General features: G+C 71.7%; 22 protein-coding genes. 7 read left to right on the top strand and 15 right to left on the bottom strand.

Annotated features, from left to right (window positions below):
• The first annotated feature begins 32 nt into the window (after positions 1–32).
• Positions 33–2,477 carry a glycoside hydrolase family 3 C-terminal domain-containing protein gene (locus ABZ880_RS16070; protein ID WP_361262252.1) on the top strand — a complete coding sequence of 815 codons (2,445 nt, stop codon included), beginning with the start codon at positions 33–35 and terminating at the stop codon, positions 2,475–2,477.
• A gap of 86 nt (positions 2,478–2,563) precedes the next feature.
• Here ABZ880_RS16070 and ABZ880_RS16065 read toward each other — a convergent pair whose 3' ends face one another.
• The gene (locus tag ABZ880_RS16065) at positions 2,564–3,538 is read right to left on the bottom strand and encodes an aldose epimerase family protein (protein WP_361262249.1); all 975 of its coding nucleotides are present in this window, start codon (positions 3,536–3,538) and stop codon (positions 2,564–2,566) included.
• A gap of 15 nt (positions 3,539–3,553) precedes the next feature.
• Entirely contained in the window at positions 3,554–4,447 is an 894-nt protein-coding gene (locus ABZ880_RS16060; RefSeq protein ID WP_361262245.1) for an SGNH/GDSL hydrolase family protein, read from the bottom strand.
• Between the two features lie 281 nt (positions 4,448–4,728).
• On the opposite strand from ABZ880_RS16060, the gene ABZ880_RS16055 reads away from it, so the two are divergent.
• Positions 4,729–5,223: a DUF3145 domain-containing protein gene (locus ABZ880_RS16055; protein WP_361262242.1), complete on the top strand. Its 495-nt coding sequence runs from the start codon at positions 4,729–4,731 to the stop codon at positions 5,221–5,223.
• A gap of 66 nt (positions 5,224–5,289) precedes the next feature.
• Here ABZ880_RS16055 and fabF read toward each other — a convergent pair whose 3' ends face one another.
• The 5 genes from fabF to ABZ880_RS16030 form a co-directional block, all read right to left on the bottom strand.
• Complete coding sequence (gene fabF, locus ABZ880_RS16050) at positions 5,290–6,561, bottom strand: beta-ketoacyl-ACP synthase II (RefSeq protein ID WP_361262239.1); 1,272 nt, start codon at positions 6,559–6,561, stop codon at positions 5,290–5,292.
• Between the two features lie 93 nt (positions 6,562–6,654).
• Positions 6,655–6,903 carry an acyl carrier protein gene (locus ABZ880_RS16045; RefSeq protein ID WP_030931809.1) on the bottom strand — a complete coding sequence of 83 codons (249 nt, stop codon included), beginning with the start codon at positions 6,901–6,903 and terminating at the stop codon, positions 6,655–6,657.
• Positions 6,904–7,009: 106 nt separating this feature from the next.
• Complete coding sequence (locus ABZ880_RS16040) at positions 7,010–8,011, bottom strand: ketoacyl-ACP synthase III (protein WP_361262235.1); 1,002 nt, start codon at positions 8,009–8,011, stop codon at positions 7,010–7,012.
• Positions 8,012–8,032: 21 nt separating this feature from the next.
• Complete coding sequence (locus tag ABZ880_RS16035) at positions 8,033–8,950, bottom strand: ACP S-malonyltransferase (RefSeq protein WP_361262232.1); 918 nt, start codon at positions 8,948–8,950, stop codon at positions 8,033–8,035.
• 89 nt (positions 8,951–9,039) lie between these two features.
• Positions 9,040–10,245, bottom strand: a complete 1,206-nt coding sequence (locus ABZ880_RS16030) for a helix-turn-helix domain-containing protein (RefSeq protein ID WP_361262229.1) — start codon at positions 10,243–10,245, stop codon at positions 9,040–9,042.
• A gap of 93 nt (positions 10,246–10,338) precedes the next feature.
• Between ABZ880_RS16030 and ABZ880_RS16025 the strand changes: the two genes are divergently transcribed.
• Positions 10,339–11,001: a pirin family protein gene (locus tag ABZ880_RS16025; RefSeq protein WP_361262226.1), complete on the top strand. Its 663-nt coding sequence runs from the start codon at positions 10,339–10,341 to the stop codon at positions 10,999–11,001.
• Positions 11,002–11,024: 23 nt separating this feature from the next.
• Here the strand turns inward: ABZ880_RS16025 and ABZ880_RS16020 are convergent, their stop codons facing one another.
• The 5 genes from ABZ880_RS16020 to ABZ880_RS16000 form a co-directional block, all read right to left on the bottom strand.
• Entirely contained in the window at positions 11,025–12,257 is a 1,233-nt protein-coding gene (locus ABZ880_RS16020; protein WP_361262223.1) for a hypothetical protein, read from the bottom strand.
• Positions 12,254–15,241 carry an AAA domain-containing protein gene (locus ABZ880_RS16015; RefSeq protein WP_361262220.1) on the bottom strand — a complete coding sequence of 996 codons (2,988 nt, stop codon included), beginning with the start codon at positions 15,239–15,241 and terminating at the stop codon, positions 12,254–12,256. The genes ABZ880_RS16020 and ABZ880_RS16015 overlap by 4 nt, the downstream gene beginning before the upstream one ends.
• A complete protein-coding gene (locus ABZ880_RS16010; protein WP_361262217.1) occupies positions 15,238–16,917 on the bottom strand; it encodes a hypothetical protein in 1,680 nt (559 codons plus the stop codon). Before ABZ880_RS16010 ends, ABZ880_RS16015 begins: the two co-directional genes overlap by 4 nt.
• An 86-nt stretch (positions 16,918–17,003) precedes the next feature.
• Complete coding sequence (locus tag ABZ880_RS16005; RefSeq protein ID WP_361262214.1) at positions 17,004–17,819, bottom strand: serine hydrolase domain-containing protein; 816 nt, start codon at positions 17,817–17,819, stop codon at positions 17,004–17,006.
• Between the two features lie 19 nt (positions 17,820–17,838).
• Positions 17,839–18,309: a GNAT family N-acetyltransferase gene (locus tag ABZ880_RS16000; RefSeq protein WP_361262211.1), complete on the bottom strand. Its 471-nt coding sequence runs from the start codon at positions 18,307–18,309 to the stop codon at positions 17,839–17,841.
• A gap of 107 nt (positions 18,310–18,416) precedes the next feature.
• Between ABZ880_RS16000 and ABZ880_RS15995 the strand changes: the two genes are divergently transcribed.
• Both ABZ880_RS15995 and ABZ880_RS15990 read left to right on the top strand, forming a co-directional pair.
• Positions 18,417–18,890 (top strand): MerR family transcriptional regulator, encoded by a 474-nt coding sequence (locus ABZ880_RS15995; protein WP_361262208.1) that lies wholly within the window; start codon positions 18,417–18,419, stop codon positions 18,888–18,890.
• Positions 18,887–19,903, top strand: a complete 1,017-nt coding sequence (locus ABZ880_RS15990) for an aldo/keto reductase (protein WP_361262205.1) — start codon at positions 18,887–18,889, stop codon at positions 19,901–19,903. Before ABZ880_RS15995 ends, ABZ880_RS15990 begins: the two co-directional genes overlap by 4 nt.
• 92 nt (positions 19,904–19,995) lie before the next feature.
• Here the strand turns inward: ABZ880_RS15990 and ABZ880_RS15985 are convergent, their stop codons facing one another.
• From ABZ880_RS15985 to ABZ880_RS15975, 3 genes are all read right to left on the bottom strand, one after another.
• Positions 19,996–20,853, bottom strand: coding sequence for a DUF4429 domain-containing protein (locus ABZ880_RS15985; RefSeq protein WP_361262202.1), 858 nt, complete (start codon positions 20,851–20,853; stop codon positions 19,996–19,998).
• 57 nt (positions 20,854–20,910) lie between these two features.
• Complete coding sequence (locus ABZ880_RS15980) at positions 20,911–22,128, bottom strand: alpha/beta hydrolase (protein ID WP_361262199.1); 1,218 nt, start codon at positions 22,126–22,128, stop codon at positions 20,911–20,913.
• 92 nt (positions 22,129–22,220) lie between these two features.
• On the bottom strand, positions 22,221–22,847 hold the full coding sequence (locus tag ABZ880_RS15975) for a TetR family transcriptional regulator (protein ID WP_361262197.1): 627 nt from the start codon (positions 22,845–22,847) through the stop codon (positions 22,221–22,223).
• Positions 22,848–22,913: 66 nt separating this feature from the next.
• On the opposite strand from ABZ880_RS15975, the gene ABZ880_RS15970 reads away from it, so the two are divergent.
• Both ABZ880_RS15970 and ABZ880_RS15965 read left to right on the top strand, forming a co-directional pair.
• The gene (locus tag ABZ880_RS15970; RefSeq protein WP_361262194.1) at positions 22,914–24,530 is read left to right on the top strand and encodes an MFS transporter; all 1,617 of its coding nucleotides are present in this window, start codon (positions 22,914–22,916) and stop codon (positions 24,528–24,530) included.
• Positions 24,531–24,807: 277 nt separating this feature from the next.
• On the top strand, positions 24,808–25,116 hold the full coding sequence (locus ABZ880_RS15965; RefSeq protein WP_361262716.1) for a small hydrophobic protein: 309 nt from the start codon (positions 24,808–24,810) through the stop codon (positions 25,114–25,116).
• Positions 25,117–25,367 lie beyond the last annotated feature (251 nt).

Genomic DNA, 25,367 nt, shown 5'->3' with positions numbered 1-25,367 from the left:
ACATTGCACGGAATCAACGAGGAGGCACCCCGATGGCGGGAACCCCTGGAACCTCACCGGCCGACCGGGCGCGCGAGGCCGCCGTCGAGGCCGCCCTCGGCAAGCTGGACCTGGACGCCAAGGCCCGGCTGCTGTCCGGCCAGGACACCTGGTCCCTGCCCGCCCTGCCGGAGATCGGCCTGAAGTCCCTGGTGATGTCCGACGGCCCGATCGGGGTGCGCGGTGTGCGCTGGACCGCCGACGACCCCTCCATCGCCCTGCCCTCCCCGACCGCCCTCGCCGCCACCTGGGACCCGCAGCTCGCCCGCCGCGCCGGCACGCTGCTCGCCCAGGAGGCCCGCCGCAAGGGCGTGCACGTGCTCCTCGCCCCGACCGTCAATCTGCACCGCTCCCCGCTCGGCGGGCGCCACTTCGAGGCGTACAGCGAGGACCCGTATCTGACCGGGCTGATCGGCGCCGGGTATGTGAACGGGGTCCAGTCGGGCGGCGTCGGCACCACCGTCAAGCACTTCGTCGCCAACGACGCGGAGACCGACCGCTTCACCGTCAACAACCTGGTCTCCCAACGCGCCCTGCGCGAGCTGTACTTGGCCCCCTTCGAGATCATCGTCGAGAACGCCCACCCCTGGGGCATCATGACCGCCTACAACACGGTCAACGGCACGACGATGACCGAGCACCGCTACCTGGTGAACGAAGTCCTGCGCGGCGAATGGGGCTTCGACGGCTACAACGTCTCCGACTGGATGGCCGCCCGGTCCACCGTCGACGCCGTCGAGGGCGGCCTGGACGTCGCCATGCCCGGGCCGCAGACCGTGTACGGCCCGCCCCTGGCCCAGGCAGTCCGGGACGGCAAGGTCGAGGAGGCCGTCGTCGACGAGGCCGTCCGCAACGTCCTGCGGCTCGCCGCCCGCGTCGGCGCCCTGGAGAGCGCCGAGCCGGCCGTCACACAGCTGCCCGAGGCCGTCGACGGCGGCGAACTGGCCCGCGAGATCGCCCGCCGCGCCTTCGTCCTCGTACGGAACGAGAACGGCGCGCTGCCTCTCGAGCCCGGGACCGTGGCGTTGATCGGCGCCGCCGCCCGCGACGCCCGCGTCCTCGGCGGCGGCTCCGCCACCGTCTTCCCCGCCCGCGTGGTCTCCCCGCTCGACGGCCTCACCGCCGCCCTCCCCGAGGGCACCGTCAGCTACTCCCTCGGCGCCGACATCAACACCGAACTCGCCGTCGCCGACAAGGAATTCGAGCTGCGCGCCGTCTGCCGGGACGCCGACGGCAACGTCCTCGGCACCGGCTCGGCGCCCAACGGGCAGATCCAGTGGATGGGTTCGGACCTCCCCGAGGGCGTCACCCACGACCGTCTGCACACCGTGGAGTTGACCGGCACCTTCACCCCGCGCGCCACCGGCCCGCACACCTTCGGCATCAAGGGCACCGGCCACTTCACCCTCACCGTCGCCGGCACGACGTACTACGAGGACGTCCAGCGCCCCGCCGACGACAGCGACCCCTTCGAGGCCTTCTTCGGCGCCCCGGTGCCCCGCGCCCAGGCCGAACTCACCGCCGGCAAACCGGTCGAGGTCTGCCTCACCTACGTCTTCGCGCTCCCCGAGGAGATCCCCTTCAAGGTGGTCGCCTTCGCGCTCGCCCACCAGGAGCCGCAGCGCGACGGCGACGAGCTGATCGCCGAGGCCGTCCAGGCCGCACGGAACGCCGACACGGCCGTCGTCGTGGTCGCCACCACCGAGCGCGTCGAGTCGGAGGGCTTCGACCGCAAGGACCTCGAACTGCCCGGCCGCCAGGACGAGTTGGTCCGCGCCGTCGCCGCCGCCAACCCGAACACGGTCGTGGTCGTCAACTCCGGCTCCCCGGTGGAGCTCCCGTGGCGCGAGGACGTCGCCGCCGTCCTGCTCAGCTGGTTCCCCGGCCAGGAGGGCGGCGCGGCCCTGGCGGACGTGCTGACCGGCGCGCACGAACCGGGCGGCCGGCTGCCGACGACCTGGGGCTCGCTGTCCGACGCCCCGGTCACCCGGGTCATCCCGACGGACGGCGAACTCCCTTACGACGAGGGCGTGTTCATCGGCTACCGGGCCTGGGACAAGCAGGGACGCACCCCCTCGTACCCCTTCGGCCACGGCCTCGGCTACACCGACTGGACGTACGAGTCCGTCGAGGTCGACGGCACCACCGCCAGGGTCCGCGTCCGCAACTCCGGCGAGCGCCCGGGACGCGAGGTCGTCCAGGTCTACCTGGCGCCGAGCGGCACCGACCCCGACCGCCCCGCGCGTCTGCTGGCCGGGTTCGCGGCCGTGCAGGCGGGCCCGGGCGAGACGGCCGAGGCGGTCGTCGAGATCTCCCGCCGTGCCTTCGAGGTCTGGGACGAGGCGGCCAACTCGTGGTCGTTTGTGAAGGGTTCGTACGAGATCCAGGTGAGCCGCTCGATCACGGACCGCCGCCTCACCGCGACGATTAACGTCTGATGGGGGACAAGCCCTCCCACGAACAGCCCCGGTCCGGGACCTGACCCCTGGACCGGGGCTCGTGCGTTTTTCAGGAGCCGTACGGCCTACCGGACGCCGAAGCCGTACACCGTCTCCGACCGGAAGACCTCTCCCGGCCGCAGCACCGTGCTCGGGAAGTCCGGCCGGTTCGGGGAGTCGGGGAAGTGCTGGGTCTCCAGCGCGACGCCGTCGCCCGGCGCGAAGGGGTCGGACAGATGATCCGCGGTGTACAGCTGGAGCCCGGGCTCGGTGGTCGCCACGGTCAGCACCCGGCCGGACGCCGGGTCGTACAGCTCGGCGACCTCCCGGGCGTCCTTCGTCACCCCGCCGTCGAGCACGAAGTTGTGGTCGTAGCCGGCACTCACCTTCCGCGCCTGACGGAAGTCGAAGCGCGAGCCCGACACGTCCTCCAGGACACCGGTCGGGATCAGGTCGTCGTCGACGGGCGTGAAGCGCGCGGCGGCGAGCCGCAGTTCCTGACCGCCCGCGTTGCCCGAGCCGCTCAGGTTCCAGTACGAGTGGTTCGTCAGGTTCACGAGGGTCGGCGCGTCCGTCACCGCCTCGTACGCGATCCGCAGCGCACCGCCGGAGTCCAGCGTGTACGTCGCCGAGACCTCGACACGCCCCGGGAACCCCTCTTCCCCGTGCGCGCTGACCCGGCTCAGCCGCACCCCGTGCTCCCCGGCAGGCGTCACCTCCCACACCCGCTTGTCGAAGCCGCGCTCGCCGCCGTGCAGGGAGTTGGGCGCGTTGTTGGGCTCCAGGGCGTACGTCACGCCGTCCAGCGGGAAGCGGCCGCCCGCGATCCGGTTGGCGTACCGGCCGATCAGCGCGCCGAGAAACGGCTCCGGGTGCCCGAGATAGCCGTCCAGGTCCGCGAACCCCAGCACCACGTTCCCGGTACGCCCGTCCCGGTCCGGGATCTCCACCGACTGCACGATCCCGCCGTACGACAGGATCCGTACCCGTACGCCCGCCCGCTCCAGGGTCCACCGGTGAACCGGGGTGCCGTCGGAAAGTGTGCCGAAGAGTTCGTTCATGTGCGGAACACTAGGTCACGTCTTCTTCGCGGTGACGGTGCGGTAGGCGATCTCCGCCAGCCGGGCCTGGCCGTTCACACTCGGGTGGAACCAGTCCCAGTGACTCAACTGATCCGTGCCGAACCGGTATTCGTACACCGCGCCCCCGTCGAACCGGCAGCGCCGGTCCTTCTCGCACACCTCCTTCAGCACCTGGTTGTACGACTCCACCCGCTTCTGCACCGTGTCCCGCCGCAGCGTCGCCGCCGAGTCCAGCGCGTCCGCGTCGCCCAGCATGGAGGGGCAGATACCCAGCTTCCACACCTGCTTGCCCAGCGGGTTCGTGCGCCCCTGGGACCACAGCCGCTTCAGGTTCGGCACGCTCGCCACGTACACCTGGGTCTTGGGCAGCGACTCGCGCAGCGTGCTCAGCGCGTCCTCGAAGTCGGCGCGGAAGCTGGCCACCGAGGTCATCGCGGTGGTGCTGGCCCGGCAGGCGTCGTTCGCCCCCGCCATCACCGTCACCAACTGCGGCCTGCGCGTCGCCGCCTGCGCCATCTGCCCGGGCAGGTCCGCCATCCGTGCCCCGGTCACCGCGTAGTTCCAGCTGCGCGCGGCCGCCTGCGCCCTCCCCAGCAGCCGTACGGCGAGGCTGTCGACCTGGGCGCTGCTGCCGGTGGCCCAGGACACCTCGGGGCAGTCCGACAGGACCGTACAGGCGTCGAAACCACGGGTGATGGAGTCACCCACGGCGGCGATCGAACTCGGGCTCACGTCCCACGTCGGCGTCGGGGACGGCTTCGCCTTCTGCGCCTTCGTGCCGCTCGGCCCGGCGGAGTTGCCACCGACGGCGTCACAGCCGGCGACGCCCAGGACGGCCGCCACGACCATGGCGAGAACGGCCCGTGAGCGGTGGCTCTGCTTCCGCATCGGCTGCTGATCCCCTCGGTCGACGTACAGGACATGAAGACGAGACAGGAAGAGATGTCCCCCTCCATAACAACGCTCGAGGGTTCCCGATCCACGGCACCATGCAACGGTTCACACCCGTACAAGCGTCCTGCCGGGTGAATGGGGGGCGTTTCGGCGCATCGGGACCGACGGTACGTCACACTCCTTGCGCCGCCGCACGGTAGCCTCGCCATCAACGTGGCTGCCCGGCCACACCGTCCGCCAGTTCGCAAGATGTCCTGCTCTGCCCGGAGGTCCCGGTGACGACACGTGGAGTTCTGTACGTGCACTCCGCGCCGCGCGCGCTGTGCCCGCACGTCGAGTGGGCCGTCGCCGGCGTGCTCGGCACGCGCGTCAACCTCGACTGGATCCGGCAGCCCGCCGCGCCGGGCACCTGGCGCTCGGAGTTCTCCTGGCAGGGCGAGGTGGGCACGGCCTCCAAACTGGCTTCCGCGCTGCGCGGCTGGCACCTGCTGCGCTTCGAGGTGACCGCCGAGCCCTGCCCCACCGCGGAGGGCGAACGCTACAGCTGCACCCCCGACCTCGGCATCTTCCACGCGGTCACCGGCATCCACGGCGACATCCTGATCCCCGAGGACCGGTTGCGGGCCGCACTGGTCCGCTCCCAGCGCGGCGAGACCGACCTGGAGGCGGAACTCGCAAAGCTCCTGGGCAAGCCGTGGGACGACGAGTTGGAGCCGTTCCGGTACGCCGGTGAGGGCGCCCCGGTGCGCTGGCTCCACCAAGTGGTCTAGGGAACCGACACGCCCGAAGGGCCCCCACCGGGCGGTGGGGGCCCTTCAGTTGCGTGGGGGCGCTTCTCAGACCGTGCGGAACGCCAGCACCACGTTGTGGCCGCCGAAGCCGAACGAGTCGTTCAGCGCGGCGATACGGCCCTCTACGGGCAGCTTGCGCGCCTCGCCGCGGACGATGTCCGCGTTGGCCTCGGCCTCGGGGTCGAGGTTCTCGACGTTGATGGTCGGCGGAGCGACGCGGTTGTACAGCGCGAGGACCGTCGCCACCGACTCCACGCCACCGGCGCCGCCCAGCAGGTGACCGGTCATCGACTTCGTCGCGGAGACCGCCATGTGGTCCGCGTCGTCGCCGAACACCTTGCGCAGCGCCTTGAGCTCGGCCACGTCGCCGGCCGGCGTCGAGGTGGCGTGCGCGTTGACGTGCACGATCTCCGCCGGGTTCAGGTCGGTGCGCTCCAGCAGGTTCTGCAGGGCGTGCGAGATGCCGCGGCCCTCCGGCTCCGGCTGCACGATGTCGTGGCTGTCGGCGGAGATGCCCTGCCCGACCGCCTCGGCGTACACCCGGGCACCGCGCCGCGCGGCGTGCTCGGCGGACTCCAGGACGAGGACACCCGCGCCCTCGCCGAGGACGAAGCCGTCACGGGCGACGTCGTAGGGACGCGAGGCGCCCTCGGGGTCGTCGTTGTTCTTGGACATCGCCATCATGTTGCCGAACGCGGCGATGGGCAGCGGGTGGATGGCCGCCTCCGTGCCGCCCGCGACGACGACGTCGGCGCGGCCCGTGCGGATCATCTCGATGGCGTAGCCGATGGCCTCGGCGCCCGACGCGCAGGCGGAGACCGGCGTGTGCACGCCCGCGCGGGCGCCCACGAGCAGGCCCACGTTGGCGGAGGGGCTGTTCGGCATCAGCATGGGGACGGTGTGCGGGGAGACGCGGCGTACGCCCTTCTCCTTGAGCACGTCGTACTGGTCGAGCAGCGTCGTCACACCGCCGATGCCGGAGGCGATGACGGCACCGAGCCGGTCGGGGTCGACGGAGTCGTCGTCGCCCGCCTTCTCGGTGAAACCGGCGTCCGCCCAGGCCTCCTTGGCGGCGATCAGCGCGAACTGCGCCGAGCGGTCCAGGCGGCGGGCCTGCGGCCGCGGGATGACCTCGGTGGGCTCCACGGCGACGGGCGCGGCGATGCGGACCGCCTGGTCGGCGGCCCACTCCTGCTCCAGGGGCTTGACGCCGGACTTGCCGGCGATCAGGCCCTCCCAGGTAGAGGCTGCGTCGCCACCCAGCGGTGTGGTTGCGCCGATACCGGTGACGACCACGGTGCGATTGGTCGGGCTCACGGGAATTCTTTCTCCAACGATTACGAGGATTCAGCGGCGCCACCGCCGGGTGGCGGGGCAAGGCAGCCGGAGCTGAGACCCCTAAGGGGTCACTCAGGCCTGGTGCTTGAGGATGTAGTTCGTGGCGTCGCCGACCGTCTTGAGGTTCTTGACGTCCTCGTCCGGGATCTTGACGTCGAAGCGCTCTTCGGCGGCGACGACGACCTCGACCATGGACAGCGAGTCGACATCCAGGTCGTCGGTGAAGGACTTGTCCAGCTGGACGTCCTCAACCGGGATGCCGGCGATCTCGTTCACGATGTCGGCGAGACCGGCGACGATCTCTTCCTGAGTGGCGGCCATGTCAGGCGCTCCTTCTTTGTGATCCAGAGGGTTTGGCACCCGCCGCGGCAGCGGCAGATTGTTGCTGCTCCCGCACCGGACCCGTTGATGATCCGGCACGGAGTGCCTAGGGGAGGGTAACGACCGTCGCGGCGTACACGAGACCCGCCCCGAAGCCGATGACGAGCGCGGTGTCGCCGCTCTTCGCCTCGCCGGTCGCCAGAAGCCGCTCCATCGCGAGCGGAATCGAGGCGGCCGAGGTGTTGCCGGTGGTGCGTACATCACGCGCGACCGTGACGTGCTCCGGCAGTTTCAGCGTCTTCACCATCGAGTCGATGATCCGCTCGTTGGCCTGGTGGGGAATGAAGACGTCCAGGTCGTCCGCGGTGATTCCGGCCGCGTCCAGCGCCTGCTGGGCGACCTTCGCCATCTCGAACACGGCCCAGCGGAACACCGCCTGGCCCTCCTGCGTGATCGCAGGGAACTTGGCGACCTCGCCGTCGCGGTAGTCCGTCCACGGCACGGTCTGCTTGATGGTCTCCGACTTGTCGCCCTCGGAGCCCCAGACGGTCGGGCCGATCTCGGGTTCCTGGGACGGGCCGACCACGACCGCGCCCGCGCCGTCGCCGAACAGGAAGGCCGTGGCGCGGTCCTCGAGGTCGGTGAGGTCGGACAGCCGCTCCACGCCGATGACGAGGACGTACTCCGCGCTGCCCTCGACGATCATGCCCTTGGCGAGCGTGAGGCCGTAGCCGAAGCCGGCGCAGCCCGCGGAGATGTCGAAGGCGGCGGCCTTGTCCGTGCCGAGCTTGTCGGCGATCTCGGTGGCGACGGCCGGGGTCTGCTTGAAGTGCGAGACGGTCGAGACGATCACGCCGCCGATCTGCTCGGCGGAGATCCCGGCGTCGGCGATCGCCTTGCCGGACGCCTCGATGGACATCGCGGCGACGGTCTCCTCGTCGGAGGCCCAGTGCCGGGTCTCGATGCCGGAGCGCGAACGGATCCACTCGTCGGACGAGTCGATCGTCTCGAGGATCACCTCGTTCGGCACCACCCGGGTCGGACGGTAGCCGCCCACGCCGAGGATGCGCGCGTACGGGGCGCCCTTGCTGGGCTTGATCTTCGACATGTTCGTACGGCTCCTTGGGGGTCAGGCTTCGGCGTGCTCGGCGATGAGCTCGCGGGCCGCGTCGAGGTCGTCGGGGGTCTTCAGCGCGAGGGTCTTCACACCCGGCAGGGCGCGCTTGGCGAGGCCGACCAGCGTGCCGCCGGGTGACACCTCGATGATCGCAGTCGCGCCGAGCTCCTTGAAGGTCTCCATGCACAGGTCCCAGCGGACCGGGTTGGCGACCTGGCCGACCAGGCGCTGAAGCACCTCGGCGCCGGAGGCGACCGGCTGCCCGTCCTTGTTCGAGACGTACGTGAACTTCGGGTCGGCGGGGACCAGTTCGGCGGCGGCCTTGGCCAGCGCGTCGACGGCGGGCGCCATGTGGTGCGTGTGGAAGGCGCCGGCGACCTTCAGCGGGACGACCTTGCGGACGCCCTCGGGCTTGTCCTCGTTCAGCACGGCGAGCTGCTCCAGCGTGCCCGCGGCGACGATCTGGCCCGCGCCGTTGACGTTCGCCGGGGTCAGGCCCAGCTTCTCCAGGTGTGCGACGGAGACCTCGGGGTCGCCGCCGAGCAGCGCCGACATGCCGGTCTCGGTGATCGCGGCGGCGTCGGCCATGGCCAGGCCCCGCTTGCGCACGAGGGTGAGCGCGGCGGTGTCGTCCAGGATGCCCGCGAAGGCGGCGGCGGTGATCTCACCGACGGAGTGGCCGGCGACAGCGCCGGGAGCGACGTCACCCAGTGCCGCGGCGGACAGGATTCCGGCGGCGACCAGCAGCGGCTGGGCCACGGCGGTGTCGCGGATGGCATCGGCGTCGGCCTGGGTGCCGTAGTGGGCGAGGTCGAGGCCGATGGCGTCCGACCACGCGGCGACGCGGTCGGCGGCACCGGGCAGTTCGAGCCAGGGAGTCAGGAAGCCGGGCGTCTGGGCGCCCTGGCCGGGAGCGACGAGTACGAGCACTCTCACACTCTCTCTTGTGGACGGGCACGGCCGCCCGTGGGGACAGGGACGAAGAACACGAGGGGGTTTTGTATAGCCCCGACAAAAGCCTAGGCGGGGAGATCTCCATCGGCCAGACGCCCCAGGATCAGCGCGATCCGCAGCGTGAACGCGGAACGTACATCAGAGGGCGACCAGCCGGTGACGTCAGTCACACGTCGGAGCCGGTAGCGCACGGTGTTGGGATGGACGAAGAGCATCCGGGCCGCGCCTTCCAGACTGCTCGCCTGTTCGAGATAGACGGAGAGCGTCTCCAGGAGCGCGGACCCGGCCTCCTCGAGCGGTCTGTAGATCTCCTCCACCAACTGCTCGCGCGCGCTGGGATCGCCGGCGATGGCACGTTCCGGAAGCAGGTCGTCCGCCAGAACCGGCCGCGGGGCGTCCTGCCAGGCGGAACACGCCTTGAGCCCGGCGGCCGCGGCCTGCGCGGACCGGGTGGCGGCGAGCAGATCGGCTACGACGGGCCCGGCGACCACGGGTCCGGCGGCATAAGGCCCGATCAGCGACTTGGCGACGCCGATCGGATTGTCGCTGCCGCCGGCGATGACGACGAGCCGGTCGCCGAGCACGCCGGTGAGCACCTGCAGCTTGGCGTGCCGGGCGGCTCGCCGAATCGCCTCGACGGTCAGCTCGGAGTCCCCGTCGGGCGCGGTCCCCAGCACCACGCACACATGCTCGGGAGCGTTCCACCCGAGGGCGGCGGCCCGGCTGACGGCCCCCTCGTCGGCCTCTCCGCTGAGGACGGCGTTGACGACCAGGGACTCCAGCCGGGCGTCCCAGGCACCGCGTGCCTCGGCGGCCTGGGCGTAGACCTGGGCGGTGGCGAAGGCGATCTCGCGGGCGTACACGAGGAGGGCCTCGCGCAGCACGCTCTCGTCCCCGGGCGCCGCCACCTCGTCGATGGCGGACTCCATGACCTCGATGGTCGTCCGCACCATTTCCACGGTCTGCCGCAGTGTGATGGCCCGGGTCAGCTCGCGGGGAGCGGTTCCGAAGACGTCGGTGGAGATGGCCTGAGGGGCGTCCGGATGCCGGAACCACTCGGTGAAGGCCGCGATACCGGCCTGGGCGACCAACCCGATCCAGGAACGGTTCTCCGGGGGCATCGCCCGATACCACGGCAGCGTCTCGTCCATGCGCGCGATGGCCTGCGCGGCGAGCGATCCGGACGATTTCTCCAGCCGCTTCAGCGTCGCTGCATGCGCATGGACGTCGAGCGAGGCGGCTTCGGGCTTGCGGGATACGGGTTCGGGCACGGGGACAAGACTGCCTTATCCGGACGGGAGTGTGCGTTGCCGGGTCACGGGTGACCGCCACGGGGGCGTGCCCGCGCCGCTACCGTGGGGTTCGTGATGGACGTACGGCGCGCTGCGGAGCGCTACCCGGGGGGCGATGCGGCGGCCGGCATCGAGTCGTGGCACGCCTTCTCCTTCGGCCCGCACTACGACCCCGACAACCTCCGCTTCGGCGCGGTGATCGCCTGCAACGAGGAGCGCCTGGCCCCCGGCGCCGGCTTCGACGAGCATCCGCACAGCCACACCGAGATCGTGACGTGGGTGGTCGAGGGCGAGCTCACCCACCGCGACTCCACCGGGCACGAGACCCTGGTCCGCCCCGGCGACGTGCAGCGCCTGAGCTCGGCGGCGGGCGTCCGCCATGTCGAGCGCAACGACGGCGACGCCCCGCTGACCTTCGTCCAGATGTGGCTGGCCCCCCTGGAACCGGGCGGCGACCCCGCCTACGAGATCGTCCACGGCATCGCGGACTCGACCCCGTACGCGGTCCCGGAAGCGGCCGCCATGCTCCATGTACGCCGCCTGGCGGCGGGGGAGCGGACGGCGGTGCCCGACGGGGCGTATGTGTACGTGCATGTGGTGCGCGGTGAAGTGCGCCTGGACGGCGAGGAGTTGGGGGCGGGGGACGCGGCCCGGATCACCGACGCCAAGGATGTGGAGTCGACCGCCCTGACCGACACGGAGCTGCTGGTCTGGGAGATGACGGGCACGGCGTAGGAACGGGCAGGGCGGGACGGTCTCTACGCCTCCGGGCGTGTCAGACGCTCCAGTTGGGCGGCGAGGGACTCGCGGCCGGTGTTCTCCGCGCCCTTGCGCAGCTGCCACAGGTCGGGCACGTCGAGTTCCAGTTGCCGGGCCAGCCGGTCCACGAGTGCTTCCGCCCCGGCGCGGTCGATGCGCCGCACGGCGCCGAGACGCAGGTCCAGCCGCTCCAGCAGGGCCCGCTTGCGCAGGTTCTCGGCGGCGCACCACACGTGGAAGAAGCTGGCGCCGCGCACGGTGTAGGAGCCGACCCGGGTCAGCGGGACGCCGTCGTCGCCGAACGCCGACGCGGGCAGCGCCACCGAGTACGTGCCGTCGGGCCGGCGCTGCGGGCGGTGGTCGTCCAGACCCTGCTTCTGCAGCCACTCCTCGGCGGCCCTGCGGCCCGCTTCGGCGCGCTCCGCCTCCCGCTCCTCGGTCTCGATCGCCGTGAACACGTGCTCCGCCCGCTCGCACACGGCGGTCAGGTCCCGGTCGGGCTCGGCGCCGGCCTGGCCGTAGACGAGCAGCCCCGGGCGTCCGTTCTCACGCAGCCCGCGCACCACGTGGACCGGCAGGAACACCAGCTCCTCGCCGCCCAGGTTCTGTACGTCGTCCAGGGCGGCCGGCAGATTGAGCCGGTCCCGCTCCTTGTCGCCGGTGTCGCGGGTGAGGCGGGTGAGCGCCCGATCGTCGAAGCCGGACGTGGGATACACGCAGGTGAAGCGCGGGTAGTGGCCGCCGAGGGCCTTCTGCAGGGCGTCGCCGGACAGCATGGTGACGGTGCGTTCGTCGTAGTGGGTGCGGGCCAGCGGGGCGCAGGTGAGTGCTTCGAAGTACAGCTTGCGGCGGTCCTCGCGGGTGACGACGTAGCGCCGGTCGTCCTGGACGGAGCGCAGGCCGAGCGGGGTCAGGGCGAGCCGCCCGCCGCGCTCCTCGATGTGGCCGGTGCGGCTCAAAAACCGCACGGCCTGGGCGACCAGCGACTCCTCCAGGGCGAAGAATCCGGCCAGTTCGGCGACGGTGTCCAGACCGCCGTAGGCCAGTCCCCGTTCCAGGAAGCGGTCGATGAGGTGGAAGTCCTCGCCCTCGGTGACCGTGGCCCGGATCTCGACCCGCCACACCGGCAGCAGCAGGGCGTGCAGCCTGGTCGGCCTGAGTCCGCGCTCGACGGCGGCGTCCTCCAGGACGCGTTCCGGCGGGAACGGCATCAGCCGCCGTCCGTCGCTCATGCTCCGTCCCCTTCCGCCGCGGACTGCCGCAGCCGTTCCAGCACGTCGCGGTACGCCCGGATGTCGCCGCAGCTCCTGAGGTGTTCGTGCAGGTCGTGGACCAGGGCGCGGAAGTCCGGGTCGTCGGCGCGCAGCAGGGTGTTGAGGTCGCCGACCAGGACGAGCTGCCGCTGGGCGCGGGTGAAGGCGACGTTGGCGCGGCGCAGTTCCTTCAGGAAGCCGATGCGGCCCTCGGCGTTGCTGCGGGTGAAGCCGTAGAGGATCACCTCGCGCTCGCCGCCCTGGAAGGAGTCGACCGTGCCGACCGAGGCCGCGGCGCGCTGGGCGTCCCCGATGAGCCGGGTCACCTCGGCCACCACCGCGGCGACCTGGGCGCGGTAGGGCACGATGACCGTCCAGTCGCCGCCGCGCCGGTGGTAGAAGGCCGCGAGCCGCGCGAGCAGCCGTGCCTCGCAGCGGTTGAACACCCCGGTGCGGCCGAAGGACTCCTGGGCCCGGCCGCCCGAGGACTCCTGCCGTTCCCGGGCCGGCAGTGCGCCGGTGTCGACGAAGGCGATCGGGCTGTCGAACAGCGGGTCGTGGTGGGTGTGTTCCTTGTCGGTGCGCAGCAGGTTGCCGTAGAAGGCCGAGGAGACGAAGCCGGCGATCTCCACGGGCATACGGCGCTGCACGCTCAACTGGACGACGTGCGAGGACGGCAGCCCGTCGACCAGCCGCTCCAGGGCGCTCTTCGCCATCAGCCCGCGCAGCTCGGCCGAGGCGATGTCCTTGCCCCAGTCGGCCACTTCGGTGTCCAGGAACGGCGGAAGCTGCTTGTGGTCGCCGACGAGCACCCCGCGCCGCGCCCGTACGAGGGGGACGAGGGCGTCGGCGATGCCGATCTGGCCGGCCTCGTCGACGATGGCCAGGTCGAAGTCGATGCCGGACAGTTCGGGCCGCGAGGCGGTGCCGATGCAGGTGGCGCCGACGACATGGGCGTAGCGGATGAACTCGGGGACCAGCTGCTCCGGTTCGGCCGTGACGGCGGCCCGCCACTCGGCGGCGAGCCCGCGCCGGGCGGCGAGGAGCGGCAGCCGCTGCTCCAACCAGCCGTGCAGCGAACGCAGTTCATCGCCCTCGGGGGCGGGGCTCAGCGCGGGCGGGGCGTCCAGGTGGGCGGCGGCGGAGGCGGCCAGTTCGGCGGCACGGCCCGCCCGCCCCAGGCACTCCGTCCGGTCGGCGGCGGCCTGCCGGCGGGTCTGCTGGGCGTGGCGCACGGCGGGGTCCTCGCGGGTGATCCGCTCGAGCTCGCGGCGGGCCTCGGCGACGGCGGTGTCGGCGGCCGCGAGCGTGGCGTGCAGTTCGTCGTCGTGGGCCCGCAGGGCGTCGAGCCGCGTCTGCCGGCGCTGGGCCTGGGCGCGGAAGTACCAGCCGAGGGCGCGGCCGCCCGAACGCTCCTGTGCGCGGCGGTGCTTGGCCGACTCCTGCGTGACACTCCGTGCGACCTGCTCCCGTGCGGCCCGGTCGCTCTCGCGGCCGGCGGTCAGGGCGTCCAGCCGCTCCTGCGCCGGGCCGCCGGCGGCCCGGCGGGCCGCGTCCAGCTGCGCGGCCGCGGCGGTCTCCGCGGCCGACAGCGCGTCCAGCCGCGCCAGTTCCTTCGCCAGTTCGTCGGCCCAGGCGCGGGCGGTGTCGACCTGGGCGAAGCGTTCCTCGCGCAGGGTCATGGCGTTCACCACGACCCCGGCCAGATCGTTCATCTGGCGGTCCAGCAGATAGGCGCGGCCGTCCTCGTGGACCTTGCCCTCGTTGCCCACGCGGACCACCACGAGGTCGTCGGGCAGCTTCGCCAGGACGTTGTCCACGGCGCGGTTGGTGTGCGAGGTGATCAGCACCCGGCCGCCCGTGTCGTCGTCCGCCGGGCCGCCGGCCGGGCCGGTCGCGCAGGCGTGTGCGATCTGGGTGATGGTGCGGGTCTTGCCGGTGCCGGGCGGGCCCAGGACCACCAGGACGTCGTCCGTGGCGAGGGCCTTGCGGAACGCGGTCAGCTGATCGGCGTCCAGCGTCTCGGCCGGCGCCACGGACGCGGGCCGCACCTCGCGCACCAGGTGCTCCACCAGCGCGGGCAGCAGCCGTGGATTGCGGCTCTCCCCACTGCGCAGCAGGGCCACCGCCTCCCGCTGCTTGTCGAAGACGACCGAACTGGGCGTCACCGCGAGCTCGCCCTGTGGCGGAATGTGCGCGAACGACACGGGCTGGTCGAAACGGACTGTGACCAGGCCGCCGTCCGCGCGTGTGATCTGGCCGCGCATCCCTTCGGCCCCGCGCACCTCCACGAAGGCGCCCTCCTGCGGCGCGTCGGGAAGCGCGAGCCGGAACTCGTACACCGCGCGACGGCTGTGGCGCTGTGCGCCGGTGGCGGCGACGGAGGCGTACGGGTAGGGGCCGTCGCGTCGTTCCTCCCGGGTGGTGATCCGCTGGGTGGCGTCGACGAGTTGTCCGACCGTCTCGAGGAAGGCGGACTGCGCGAGGCTCGGTCCCGCGGTCTCCCGGTGCTCGGCGGGCACGGTTGCGAGGCGCTCCCAGGCCCGGCGCAGCCGGTCCCAGCCGGCCTCGGAGCCCTGCGGTATCTCGCGCAGCGCCAGGACCAGTTGCCACCGCGGCGGCCGCACCAGCAGGCAGGACCTGGCGAGTTCGTGGTGGTCGCGCAGCCGCACCGGGTCGACGCCGGCCAGGAAGTAGCCGGTCCTGCGGTCCGTCGGATACAGCCGCAGCCGGTAGGAGGCCGTGTGCAGCAGCAGGCTGGCGTCGCGCTTGCCGCCGCCGTCCTCGATCCGCGCGGGCACGCCGTTCTTGAGGGCGCCCAGGTCCTGGGCGATCCGCCCCAGCGAGGGCAGCCCCGGGTGCACGCGCGCCTTGTCGCGCAGTTGCTTCTCCAGGGAGTTGCCGGGCACCAGCACGACAGGGTGCGGCAGGTCGAGGGTGGCGAAGGACACGGGAGGGCTCACTGCTCCTCAGGGGCCAGGTTCTCGAGGCTGTCGATCAGGGCGTCCAGCGCGGTGAACAGCCCGCGCAGATCCGGGCGGACCCGGGGATCGGCGGCGACCGCGTCCTCGACGGTCTCGACGGCGGGGTCGGGCAGGGGTCGGCCGGGCCGCCGGAGGGCCGACGGCATTCCCGGTACGGGCGGGGCCCCGGCGAGCACATGGTGGGCGATCGCGCCGAGCCGGTAGACGTCCGTGGCCGCACCGCTCCCGCCCCGGCTGCGGTGGCCCAGCCGCTGCTCCGGCGCCTGGTAGGGGCCGGGTGCCTCGCCCGGCACGGGAGGGGTCGCCGCCAGCCCGAGATCGCGCAGGAGCAGGCGGCCGTCGTCGTCCAGGATCAGTGCGCTCGGCCGCAGCGCACGGTGGGCCAGCCCCTTCTCGTGCAGCCTGCCCAGGATCGGGTACGAGGCGGCCAGTCCCCGCAGCACGCGGTGCGAACGCCAGGTGTCGAGGGGCTCGGTGCCGTCGCCCAGCAGCGCGGCGAGGGTCTCGCACGGTGTGCCGGAGCGCCGGGACAGCGGCCACGCCAGCGCGAGGGTCGTGGTGTCGCCGCGCCGCCCGTGGTGGACGACGTCCGGTCCGCGGACCGGTCCGCGCAGCAGATCGTGCTCGTCGGACAGCGCGCGCAGCGCCGCCTCGGCCGCCGGGCCGTCGTAGGACACCACGACCTGCCGCAGCCACACGAAGCGCGAGCCGCTCCCCGGGCCGGACAGCGCACGGGCGAGCGCCTGCCGTCGTACGACGGAGTGGTCGGGGGAGGCGGTCTCTGCCAGCAGGTCGCTCGGGCCGTCGTGCAGCAGATACTTCTCCCCGTTCACGGCGACGACCGCCCCGCCCCGCCACTCCGCCGTCGCGTCGCGCAGGCCCGCGACCGGCGGGGAGGCGATCACGACGGTGGGCACCTGTGGAGGCTCCCGGCGCTCCGGCCGGGTGCGGGGAAGGGGCAGTTCGCGCAGGATGCGTACGGCCACGGCGGCGGCGTTCCGGGCGGCCACCGGCTGCGAGCCCTTCGCGTCCGCGACCGCTTTGCGGCCGTCCGCGAAGTCGCTGATGCCGCGCACGGCGAGCACCGGTAGGTCGTTGAGATGCGCGGCCTGCGCCATGCCCGCGCTCTCCATGTCGAGGGCGACGGCGTCGTTGTAGCTGCGATCGATCAGGTGGGCGAGGCGGGACGTCCGGGAGTTCAGTACGACATCACCCGCGACCAGCGGCTTGAAGTGCACCGAGGGGTCCTCGCGCACGACCCGGCGCACCCGCTGCTCCACGTCGTGCCGCAGTTCCCAGGCGCGGGGGCGGGCGCGGAAGCCGTCGTCGCCCTCCTTGCCGCCGTGGTGCAGATAGACCTTGCTGGCCACCACCACGTCGCCCAGCCCGACGTCGTCGCGCAGGGAGCCCGCGACCCCGACGAAGAACACCGCGGCGGGCCGGAAGAACGCGATCGCCCGCTCCGTGAGCGCCGCGGCGCCGAGGTTGCCGTCCCCGATCTCGACGAGCGCCACCTGCCAGGGCAGACCGGGCACCCGGCCCACGTCGAAGAGGGTGCCCTGCGGATGCGGGACGTCGTGGACGTGCGACAGAAGGCGGCGCACGGCCTGGAACTCGAGCGACAGTGCCGTCAGGACGACGACCGTGGGCGGCACTGACCCGTTCCCTCCCCCGACAGACAAGTGGCCTTGCACGCAAGGGAGTTACTTTAGCGAAAGAATCACAGCACGGGTGCGGGCGCTCAGATCTCCCCGAGCACGGCGTCCGTGAACGCCGGCCACACCTCGACCGCCCAGGGGCCGAACGCTCGGTCGGTGAGGGCGACGGCCGCCGCGCCTGCGACCGGGTCGATCCACAGGAACGTACCCGACTGCCCGAAGTGACCGAAGGTGCGGGCAGAGGAGGAACTCCCCGTCCAGTGCGGTGACTTGGAGTCGCGGATCTCGAAGCCGAGGCCCCAGTCGTTGGGGTTCTGGTGGCCGTAGCCCGGCAGGACGCCCTTGGTGCCCGGGTACTGGACCGTCATCGCCTCGGCGAGCGTACGGGGATCCAGCAGCCGCGGCGCCTGCACCTCGGCGGCGAAGCGCAGCAGGTCGTCGACGCTCGAGACGCCGTCCTTGGCGGGGGAGCCCTCAAGGGTCGTCGACACCATCCCGAGCGGCTCCAGCACCGCCTGGCGCAGGTACTCCCCGAACGGGATGTCCGCTGCCTTGGCGATGTGCTCGCCGAGCTGCTCGAAGCCGGCGTTGGAGTACAGGCGGCGCTCCCCGGGCGGCGCGGTCACCCGGTGCTCGTCGAAGGCGAGCCCCGAGGTGTGAGCCAGCAGATGGCGCACCGTCGAGCCGGGCGGACCGGCCGGTTCGTCGAGCTCGATCGCCCCCTCCTCGTACGCGACGAGGGCGGCGTACGCGGTGAGCGGCTTGGTGACCGAGGCCAGCGGGAAGCGCCGGTCGACCGGCCCGTGCGTACCCAGGACCGTCCCGTCCGCCCGGACGACACCCGCCGCGGCGGTGGGAACCGGCCAGTTTTCGATCAACGCAAGGCTCTGCAAGGACATGCCGACGAGCCTAAGCCGCTCAGAGCCTGCGCATCATCGTGGGGTCGGGCTTGTGGACGAAGCCGAGGGAGGCGTAGAGCGGCTCGGCCTCCGCGGAGGCGGTGAGCATGACCTGGCCGGCGCCCCGTTCGCGGAACCACTCCATGAGCTCCTCCATGCACGCGCGCGCGTACCCGCGACGGCGCGCGTCGGGGTCGGTGGCGACGCTGAAGACGTATCCGGCCCGCCCGTGCGGGTTGCCCGCCTTCCCGATCCGGTAGTCGACGGTCCCGACGACCAGTGCCGCCAGCGCCCCCGGCCGCTCCGGGTGGTCGACGACGAACGCCGCGAAGTCAGCGTCGGCCTCGCCCAGCCGCTCCCGCAGGATGGGCAGCGACTGCTCGTGCCAGTCCACGGACTTGTCCCCGCCGGGCAGATCGTCGATCATCACCTGGCGCAGCCGCAGCACTTCCGGCGCGTCCTCGGGCACGGCACGGCGTACGAGACTCATGAACCGCACGGTAGCCAGGGCCGCCACGTCGTGTCCTGCCGATTTCTTACGGGTTCTTACGGGTTCCGCTTGCTTGGAGTGCACTCGAAGGTCATAGCGTTGAGGCCATGACGGTGATGGAGACCACGCCCACCAGGACCGACAGCTGCGCCGCCCCGCCCCACCCGCACCGGCGCCCCGAAGGCCAGGACAGCTACACGATCAGCGAGGTCGTCGCCTTCACCGGGCTGACCGCGCACACCCTCCGCTGGTACGAGCGCATCGGCCTGATGCCCCACGTCGACCGTTCCCACACCGGCCAGCGCCGCTACAGCAACCGCGACCTCGACTGGCTCGACCTCGTCGGCAAGCTCCGGCTCACCGGCATGCCGGTCGCCGACATGGTGCGGTACGCGGAGCTGGTGCGCGAGGGCGACCACACCTTCGGCGAGCGGTTCGAACTCCTCGAGGCGACCCGCCGGGACGTGCTGGCCCGGATCGCCGAGCTGCAGGACACCCTCGCCGTACTCGACCGGAAGATCAGCTTCTATGCGGACGCCGGTCGCCCCTCGGCCCACGAAGCGGAGAAGGCTGCCCGATGACCGACAGCAGGATGGCGACCGCACGACTCGGCGAGGCCGGCCCCGAGGTCGGCGTACAGGGCCTGGGCTGCATGGGCATGTCCTTCGCCTACGGCCCCTCCGACGCGAAGGAGTCGCGGGCCGCCCTGGAGCGCGCGCTGGAGCTGGGCGTCACGCTGTTCGACACGGCGGACGCGTACGGGGCGGGTGAGAACGAGAAGTTCCTGTCCCCGTTCTTCAAGGCCAACCGGGACGAGGTCGTCATCGCGACCAAGTTCGCCCTGTCGATCCCGCCCGACGACCCCACGCGCCGGGTCATCCGCAACGACCCGCCGTACATCCGCCAGGCCGTGGAGGCCAGCCTGCGGCGGCTGGACGTCGACGTGATCGACCTCTACTACATGCACCGGCGCGATGTGAACGTGCCGATCGAGGAGACCGTCGCCGTCATGGCCGAGCTGGTGCGCGAGGGCAAGGTCAAGCACCTCGGGCTGAGCGAGGTGACGGCCGACGAGCTGCGTGCGGCTCAGGGGGTGCACCCCATCGCCGCCGTGCAGTCGGAGTGGTCGCTGTTCAGCCGGGACATCGAGGCCAACGTGGTGCCGGCCGCCCGCGACCTGGGCGTGGCCCTGGTGCCGTACTCGCCGCTCGGCCGCGGTTTCCTCACCGGCTCCTTCACCAACGCCGACAAGGATCTCACCTCCGACGACTTCCGCCGCCAGCAGCCCCGCTTCACCGGCGAGAACGCGGCCGCGAACGTGGCCCTGCTGGAGCCGGTCCGCGCGATCGCCGAGGCCCACGACGCCTCACCGGCCCAGATCGCCCTGGCCTGGGTCCAGCAACAGACGACGGTCCACGACCTCCCGGTCATCCCGATCCCGGGCACCCGCAAGCCGGGCCGGGTGGAGGAGAACGCGACGGCGACGGAAATCAACCTGACGGCGGACGAGCTGGCCTTGCTGGAGCCGATCGCGGCGAAGGTGGCAGGGGACCGGTACGCGGACATGTCCTTCGCCTCTGCAGGCAGGGAGTAGCGCACCGCCCCAAGGGGCGCGGGGCTGTATCAATATGCGGCTCCGCCGCGTGGGCGCGAGCAACCACGAACCACCCGCAGTCGGCGACCTACCTACAGTTCCGCGAGCAATTCCGCCTTTTTCACCGAGAACTCCTCATCCGTCACCAGGCCTGCCTGATGCAGTTCCCCCAGGTGACGGATCCTCTCGGCGATGTCGGCAGGGTCCCGCCGCACCGGCCCGGAGGGCACCGCGGCGGGCCCGCAGTCCCGCACAGCGGCCAGCACCGCCGCCGCGAACGGCAGTGACTCGTGCACCGGCCCGTACCCGAGCCCGAACACCACGGCCGCCGGATCCTGGTCGGCCTGTGCGGGCGCCGGTGCCCCGTCGCGCCGCATCAGCCGCAGGTGCCCCTCGAAGACCTCGGGGGAGCGCCACTCGACGCCGCTCAGCTCCGCGACCGGAAAGCTCTGGTCGCCCGCCTTCCACTTGGCCGAGGAAGCCCCGGTCCAGAACCAGCGGAAGTTCACCGTCCTGCCGTCGAAGGACGCCTTCGCGTCGTAGGCCTTGAACTGTCGGGGCGCCTCGGGTGCGGCCACCAGATACCGCTCGGCCGGCTCGCCGTCCGCCTTCAGCTTGGTCCGCAGTTCGTCGGCGTAGTACTCGGCGAGCGTCTCCCGCTCGGCGGGCAGCACGAGCCGATAGGGATCGCACACTTCCTTCAGCTGCCCGGCGGCCGCCTCCAGCAACGGGTCCGCGCCGGGCCGCACCTCGACGCGCAGGACGACGGTGCCGCGCTTGCCGGGGGCCAGCGTCACCCCGGAGATCGCCTCCAGCGGAACATGACGCTCACCCAGCGCCTGGAAGAGCTTGGGTGTTCGAATCCCCCGTTCGTAACGGATGCGCACGGAGTCGGACTCGAACTCCCAGGCAGCATGAAATCCGGCCAGTACGTCACCCATGCGGCTCATCGTATGCGGGACCCGCTCCTTCGTCGCCACCCTGCGCACACCGCAGTTTCTGCGCTTCTACGCGCGTCCGGCCGCGGCCGTGCCGGACAAACCGGCCCGGCACACGGCGTCCTCGTGCGCACAGTGCACCGACTGGTACGCGCCAATGCCGATCTCGGCGAAGTTCAGCAGGCTCTCCGTGTCCGGCTCGAAGTAGCCCGCGTGCCCCTTCGCACCCTGTGCGGACAGCACCCGTGCCCCGAAGGCGCGCGACACCGGGTCCGCTCCGTGGCCCAGCCCGCCGACCTCCATGTAGGGCACGTCCTGGATCCAGTCGCTCGCGTCCCGCATCGCCCACACCCGGGCCGCGGTGTGCAGGTTCGCGGCCTTCTCGACCCGCATGCCGGGGCTGCCGGCCACCGCTATGTCGGCCACCCGGCCCGGCAGCGAGCGCGCGGCGACACCGCACACCACGGAGCCGTAGCTGTGGCAGAACAGGGAGACGGGCGCGCTGCCGGGCAGGGCGCGCACCAGCGCGTTCAGCCGGACCGCGCCGTCCTCCGCGCGCATCGCCGTCGCCGAGTCGATGCCGAGACCGGCGGGCGCGGTGTAGTCGGCCCAGGCGATCACGGCCGTACGCGTCGTGGGGCTTGCCGCCTGCTCGGCCGCGTACAGCGATTTCGCCATGCCGACGGGCGCCGAGTACTGGCGATAGGTCCGCTGGAAGGTGAGCAGGTCGGTGTCGACGCCGGGGACGACGACCGACACGCGCTCGGCCTTCTGCAGGTTCCCGAACACCTCCGCGACCCGCCCCGAGCCCTCGGGGTCGAAGGCGAGGATCTGCCGGCCCTCGCTCATCAGGGCCTCGTAGCGGTGCATACGGCGGCCCGCGTCGTGCTGCCCGGCGGGGGAGAGCCGGGTGTCGTGCATGCGTTTGCGCTCGACCGTGCGCTGCTGCTGGAGCGCGAGACGGTTGGCGCTGTAGCGCAGCGCGACGGGGGCGCCGTTCATGTTGCCGACCGCGAGGGGATAGCGGCGGGCGAGGTCGGCTTGCTCCTGAGCGGTGAGCGAGGCGAAGAAACGGGACAGGCGCGCGGGGCTCGCGTCCGTGTCGGGCAGGTGGTGTCCGTGCAGGCGGCCGTGGTCCCAGGCGGAGAGGGAGGCGTGCAGCGGAGTGGCGCTGCGATGGCTGCGCAGGGCCGTCCATCCGGTGGTCGCCAGCATCACGAACACGACGGCCAGAGCGAGCAGTGCGCGCCAGACGTTCAGTTGCGGGGAGGTGTCGAAGGAAGTCACTGGGAGGACACACTAGGAGAACGAGAGGGTCTCGCGTGAGCCGAGTGACGACTATCACGTTTCGATAAACGTGGCGGTGACCTCGTCGTGTCTCAGTGTGTCCGCCAGTTCTCGGTGAGTGCGGGCCCCACCTGTTCGAGGTAGGCGATCGTCAGTGCGCGCATCGCCTCGAGGCTGAAGTCCTCGCCCGTGCTCCACTGCCGTTCGGTCACCCGCATCACCCCGCTGAAGACCGCCACGGCCAGGCGCGGGCGCGGATCGGTGTCCACGTCCAGGCCCTCGCGGTCGGCGAGGAGGCGGGCGAGGACGTCCTCGGTCTCGAGGTTGCGCCGCAGATGGGCGGCGAGCAGCACCGGCGTCGACTCGATCACCCGGTACATGCGCAGATACAGCTCGACGGGTACGACGGACTCGATGACGTCGTGCAGGCTGTCCCAGCCCTCCAGCACGGCCTGCCGCAGCGCCTCCAGCGGCGCCTCGCGGGCCGGCCGCTCGCGCACCGCCGCCACGAACCGGGCCACCGCCAGCGCCTCCAGGGCGAGCGCGGCCTCCTCCTTGCCGGCGAAGTAGCGGAAGAAGGTGCGCTGCGAGACGTCGACGGCCTCGGCGATGTCGTCGACGGTCGTGCGCTCGTACCCGCGCGTGGTGAACAGCTCGACGGCGGCTCTGAGCAGCGAGTCCCGGGTGCGCTGTTTCTTGCGTTCGCGCAGCGTTTCCATATGCGTCAGTTACTGACTTGTGAATTGGTTTGTCAACTGTCAGTGACTGTCATTAGCCTCGAACGCATGACTAGTCAGACCATCGACACGACGGGGTCGGGGGACAAGGCGCCGGTAACCCCGTCGGACCGGTCGCCGTCCTCCGGACTGCGCGGCCACCCCTGGTTCACCCTCATCACCGTGGCCGTCGGCGTCATGATGGTGGCCCTCGACGGCACCATCGTGGCCATCGCCAACCCGGCCATCCAGAAGGACCTGAAGGCGAGCTTCGCCGACGTCCAGTGGATCACCAACGGCTACTTCCTCGCCCTCGCGGTCTCCCTGATCACCGCCGGCAAGCTCGGCGACCGCTTCGGGCACCGCCAGACCTTCCTGATAGGCGTGACGGGCTTCGCGGCGGCCTCCGGCGCCATCGGCCTGTCCGGCAGCATCGCCGCGGTCGTCACCTTCCGGGTCTTCCAGGGCCTGTTCGGCGCCCTGCTGATGCCGGCCGCGCTGGGCCTTTTGCGGGCGACCTTCCCGGCCGAGAAGCTCAACATGGCCATCGGCATCTGGGGCATGGTCATCGGCGCCTCCACGGCCGGCGGCCCGATCCTCGGCGGCGTGCTCGTCGAGCACGTCAACTGGCAGTCGGTGTTCTTCATCAACGTGCCGGTCGGCGCCCTGGCCCTGGTCCTGGGCCTGCTGATCCTGCGCGACCACCGCGCCGAGAACGCCCCGCGCTCCTTCGACATCCTCGGCATCGCCCTGCTGTCGGGCGCGATGTTCTGCCTGGTCTGGGCCCTGATCAAGGCCCCGACGTGGGGCTGGGGCGACGGCAAGACGTGGGCGTTCATCGCCGCGTCGATCCTCGGCTTCGCCCTCTTCTCCTTCTGGGAGACGAAGGTCAGGGAGCCGCTGATCCCCCTCGGCCTGTTCCGCTCGATCCCGCTGTCGGCGGGTGTCGTACTGATGGTGCTGATGGCCATCGCGTTCATGGGCGGCCTGTTCTTCGTGACGTTCTACCTGCAGAACGTGCACGGCATGAGCCCGATCGACGCGGGCCTGCACCTGCTGCCCCTCACCGGCATGATGATCGTCGGCTCCCCGCTCGCGGGCGCGATGATCACCAAGCTGGGCCCGCGCATCCCGCTGGCCGGCGGCATGGCGGCCACCGCGATCGCCATGTACGGCATGTCGACGCTGAAGGTGGACACCGGCAGCGCCGTGATGGCCGTCTGGTTCGCCCTGCTCGGCCTCGGCCTGGCGCCGGTCATGGTCGGCGCCACCGAGGTCATCGTCGGCAACGCGCCGATGGAGCTGTCCGGTGTCGCCGGCGGTCTCCAGCAGGCCGCGATGCAGATCGGCGGCAGCCTCGGTACGGCCGTGCTGGGTGCCGTGATGGCGTCCAAGGTGGACGGCGACCTCGCCGGCAACTGGAAGGACGCCGGCCTCCCGCCGCTCACCCCGACCCAGCTGGACCAGGCCTCCGAGGCCGTCCAGGTCGGTGTGGCACCGGTGGCCAAGGGCACCCCGGAGGCGATCGCCGCGAAGATCGCGGACGTCGCGCACGACACGTTCATCTCCGGCATGAGCCTCGCCTCCCTCGTCGCCTGCGGGGTGGCGGTCGTCGCCGTCTTCGTCGCCCTGCTCACCAAGCGCGGCGAGAACGCGGAGGCGGGTGCGGGCGCGGCCCACATCTGAGGCGGGGAGACGCACCGAACCTGACGGTGTTTCAACGGACTTCGCCTATCAGGGTGAAGAGGCTAAAGATTCCTCGCACCCGGTGCGCAGCGCAGGCCACAGTGGGTCCAGCCCTCCACGCGGCATGTTCCACGGGCACGTTCGTACGGCGTGGAGGGCGCCCGGGCTGCGGCGCGCTGCCGGAGGGGGACAGCGCGCCGCATCCCGAGGATTAGGAGACGCACCGGGGGTACCCGGCCCGTTGAACCCCGAACAGACCCCGGGGTTCAGGGAGTTGATGATGGCGGGCTTCGGACACGGAACGCGCAGGTACCCCCGCTCACGTGGCCGTACGGGGTCACGGACCGGGCCGGATCGCGCGACGCTCGGAATCATCGGAGTCATCTGCGCGGTCGCGGGATTCTTTGTGCTGGGGATCATCCTCGGACCCGTGGCGATCGTCTGCGGCTGGCTCGCCATGGGCCGCAGCTGGGCGGGCAGCCGCTCGATCCCGGCCCTGGTCGCCTTCGTACTGGGCGCCATCGACACGCTCCTGGCGATCGTGTGGCTCGCCGGAGCGGCAACCCCGGGCAACGGGCTGTTCTGACCCGGGGCGAGTGAGGGAAGGGCCTCCGGCGGATGGGCCGGGGGCCCGCCTCCTCATGGCCTGCCGGACGGTTCCCGCGCAGTGCCGCGATCTCGTGTGGTCACGGACCGGGCCGGATTGCGCGACGCGCGGAATCATCGCCGGCCTCGTGGCCGCCATGGCTGCGGGCAGTCGTGCCGCTGGGGCCGCGCCCCTCCCGGTGAGAGCGGCACCCCGCAGGTGCGGGCGAGCGAAACCGCCCCCGCACCCCA

It is taken from the genome of Streptomyces sp. NPDC047043 (genome assembly GCF_040644055.1).
Taxonomy (GTDB): Bacteria; Actinomycetota; Actinomycetes; order Streptomycetales; family Streptomycetaceae; genus Streptomyces.
Note: the sequence above shows the minus strand (reverse complement) of the source record. Positions and strands in the feature narration are given on the sequence as shown.

Coding starts and splice junctions, on each gene's coding strand:
- ABZ880_RS16070 (WP_361262252.1), top strand. CDS start 33: ATGGCGGGAACCCCTGGAACCTCACCGGCCGACCGGGCGCGCGAGGCC.
- ABZ880_RS16065 (WP_361262249.1), bottom strand. CDS start 3,538: ATGAACGAACTCTTCGGCACACTTTCCGACGGCACCCCGGTTCACCGG.
- ABZ880_RS16060 (WP_361262245.1), bottom strand. CDS start 4,447: ATGCGGAAGCAGAGCCACCGCTCACGGGCCGTTCTCGCCATGGTCGTG.
- ABZ880_RS16045 (WP_030931809.1), bottom strand. CDS start 6,903: ATGGCCGCCACTCAGGAAGAGATCGTCGCCGGTCTCGCCGACATCGTG.
- ABZ880_RS16040 (WP_361262235.1), bottom strand. CDS start 8,011: ATGTCGAAGATCAAGCCCAGCAAGGGCGCCCCGTACGCGCGCATCCTC.
- ABZ880_RS16020 (WP_361262223.1), bottom strand. CDS start 12,257: ATGAGCGACGGACGGCGGCTGATGCCGTTCCCGCCGGAACGCGTCCTG.
- ABZ880_RS16005 (WP_361262214.1), bottom strand. CDS start 17,819: ATGTCCTTGCAGAGCCTTGCGTTGATCGAAAACTGGCCGGTTCCCACC.
- ABZ880_RS16000 (WP_361262211.1), bottom strand. CDS start 18,309: ATGAGTCTCGTACGCCGTGCCGTGCCCGAGGACGCGCCGGAAGTGCTG.
- ABZ880_RS15995 (WP_361262208.1), top strand. CDS start 18,417: ATGACGGTGATGGAGACCACGCCCACCAGGACCGACAGCTGCGCCGCC.
- ABZ880_RS15990 (WP_361262205.1), top strand. CDS start 18,887: ATGACCGACAGCAGGATGGCGACCGCACGACTCGGCGAGGCCGGCCCC.
- ABZ880_RS15985 (WP_361262202.1), bottom strand. CDS start 20,853: ATGAGCCGCATGGGTGACGTACTGGCCGGATTTCATGCTGCCTGGGAG.
- ABZ880_RS15975 (WP_361262197.1), bottom strand. CDS start 22,847: ATGGAAACGCTGCGCGAACGCAAGAAACAGCGCACCCGGGACTCGCTG.
- ABZ880_RS15970 (WP_361262194.1), top strand. CDS start 22,914: ATGACTAGTCAGACCATCGACACGACGGGGTCGGGGGACAAGGCGCCG.
- ABZ880_RS15965 (WP_361262716.1), top strand. CDS start 24,808: ATGATGGCGGGCTTCGGACACGGAACGCGCAGGTACCCCCGCTCACGT.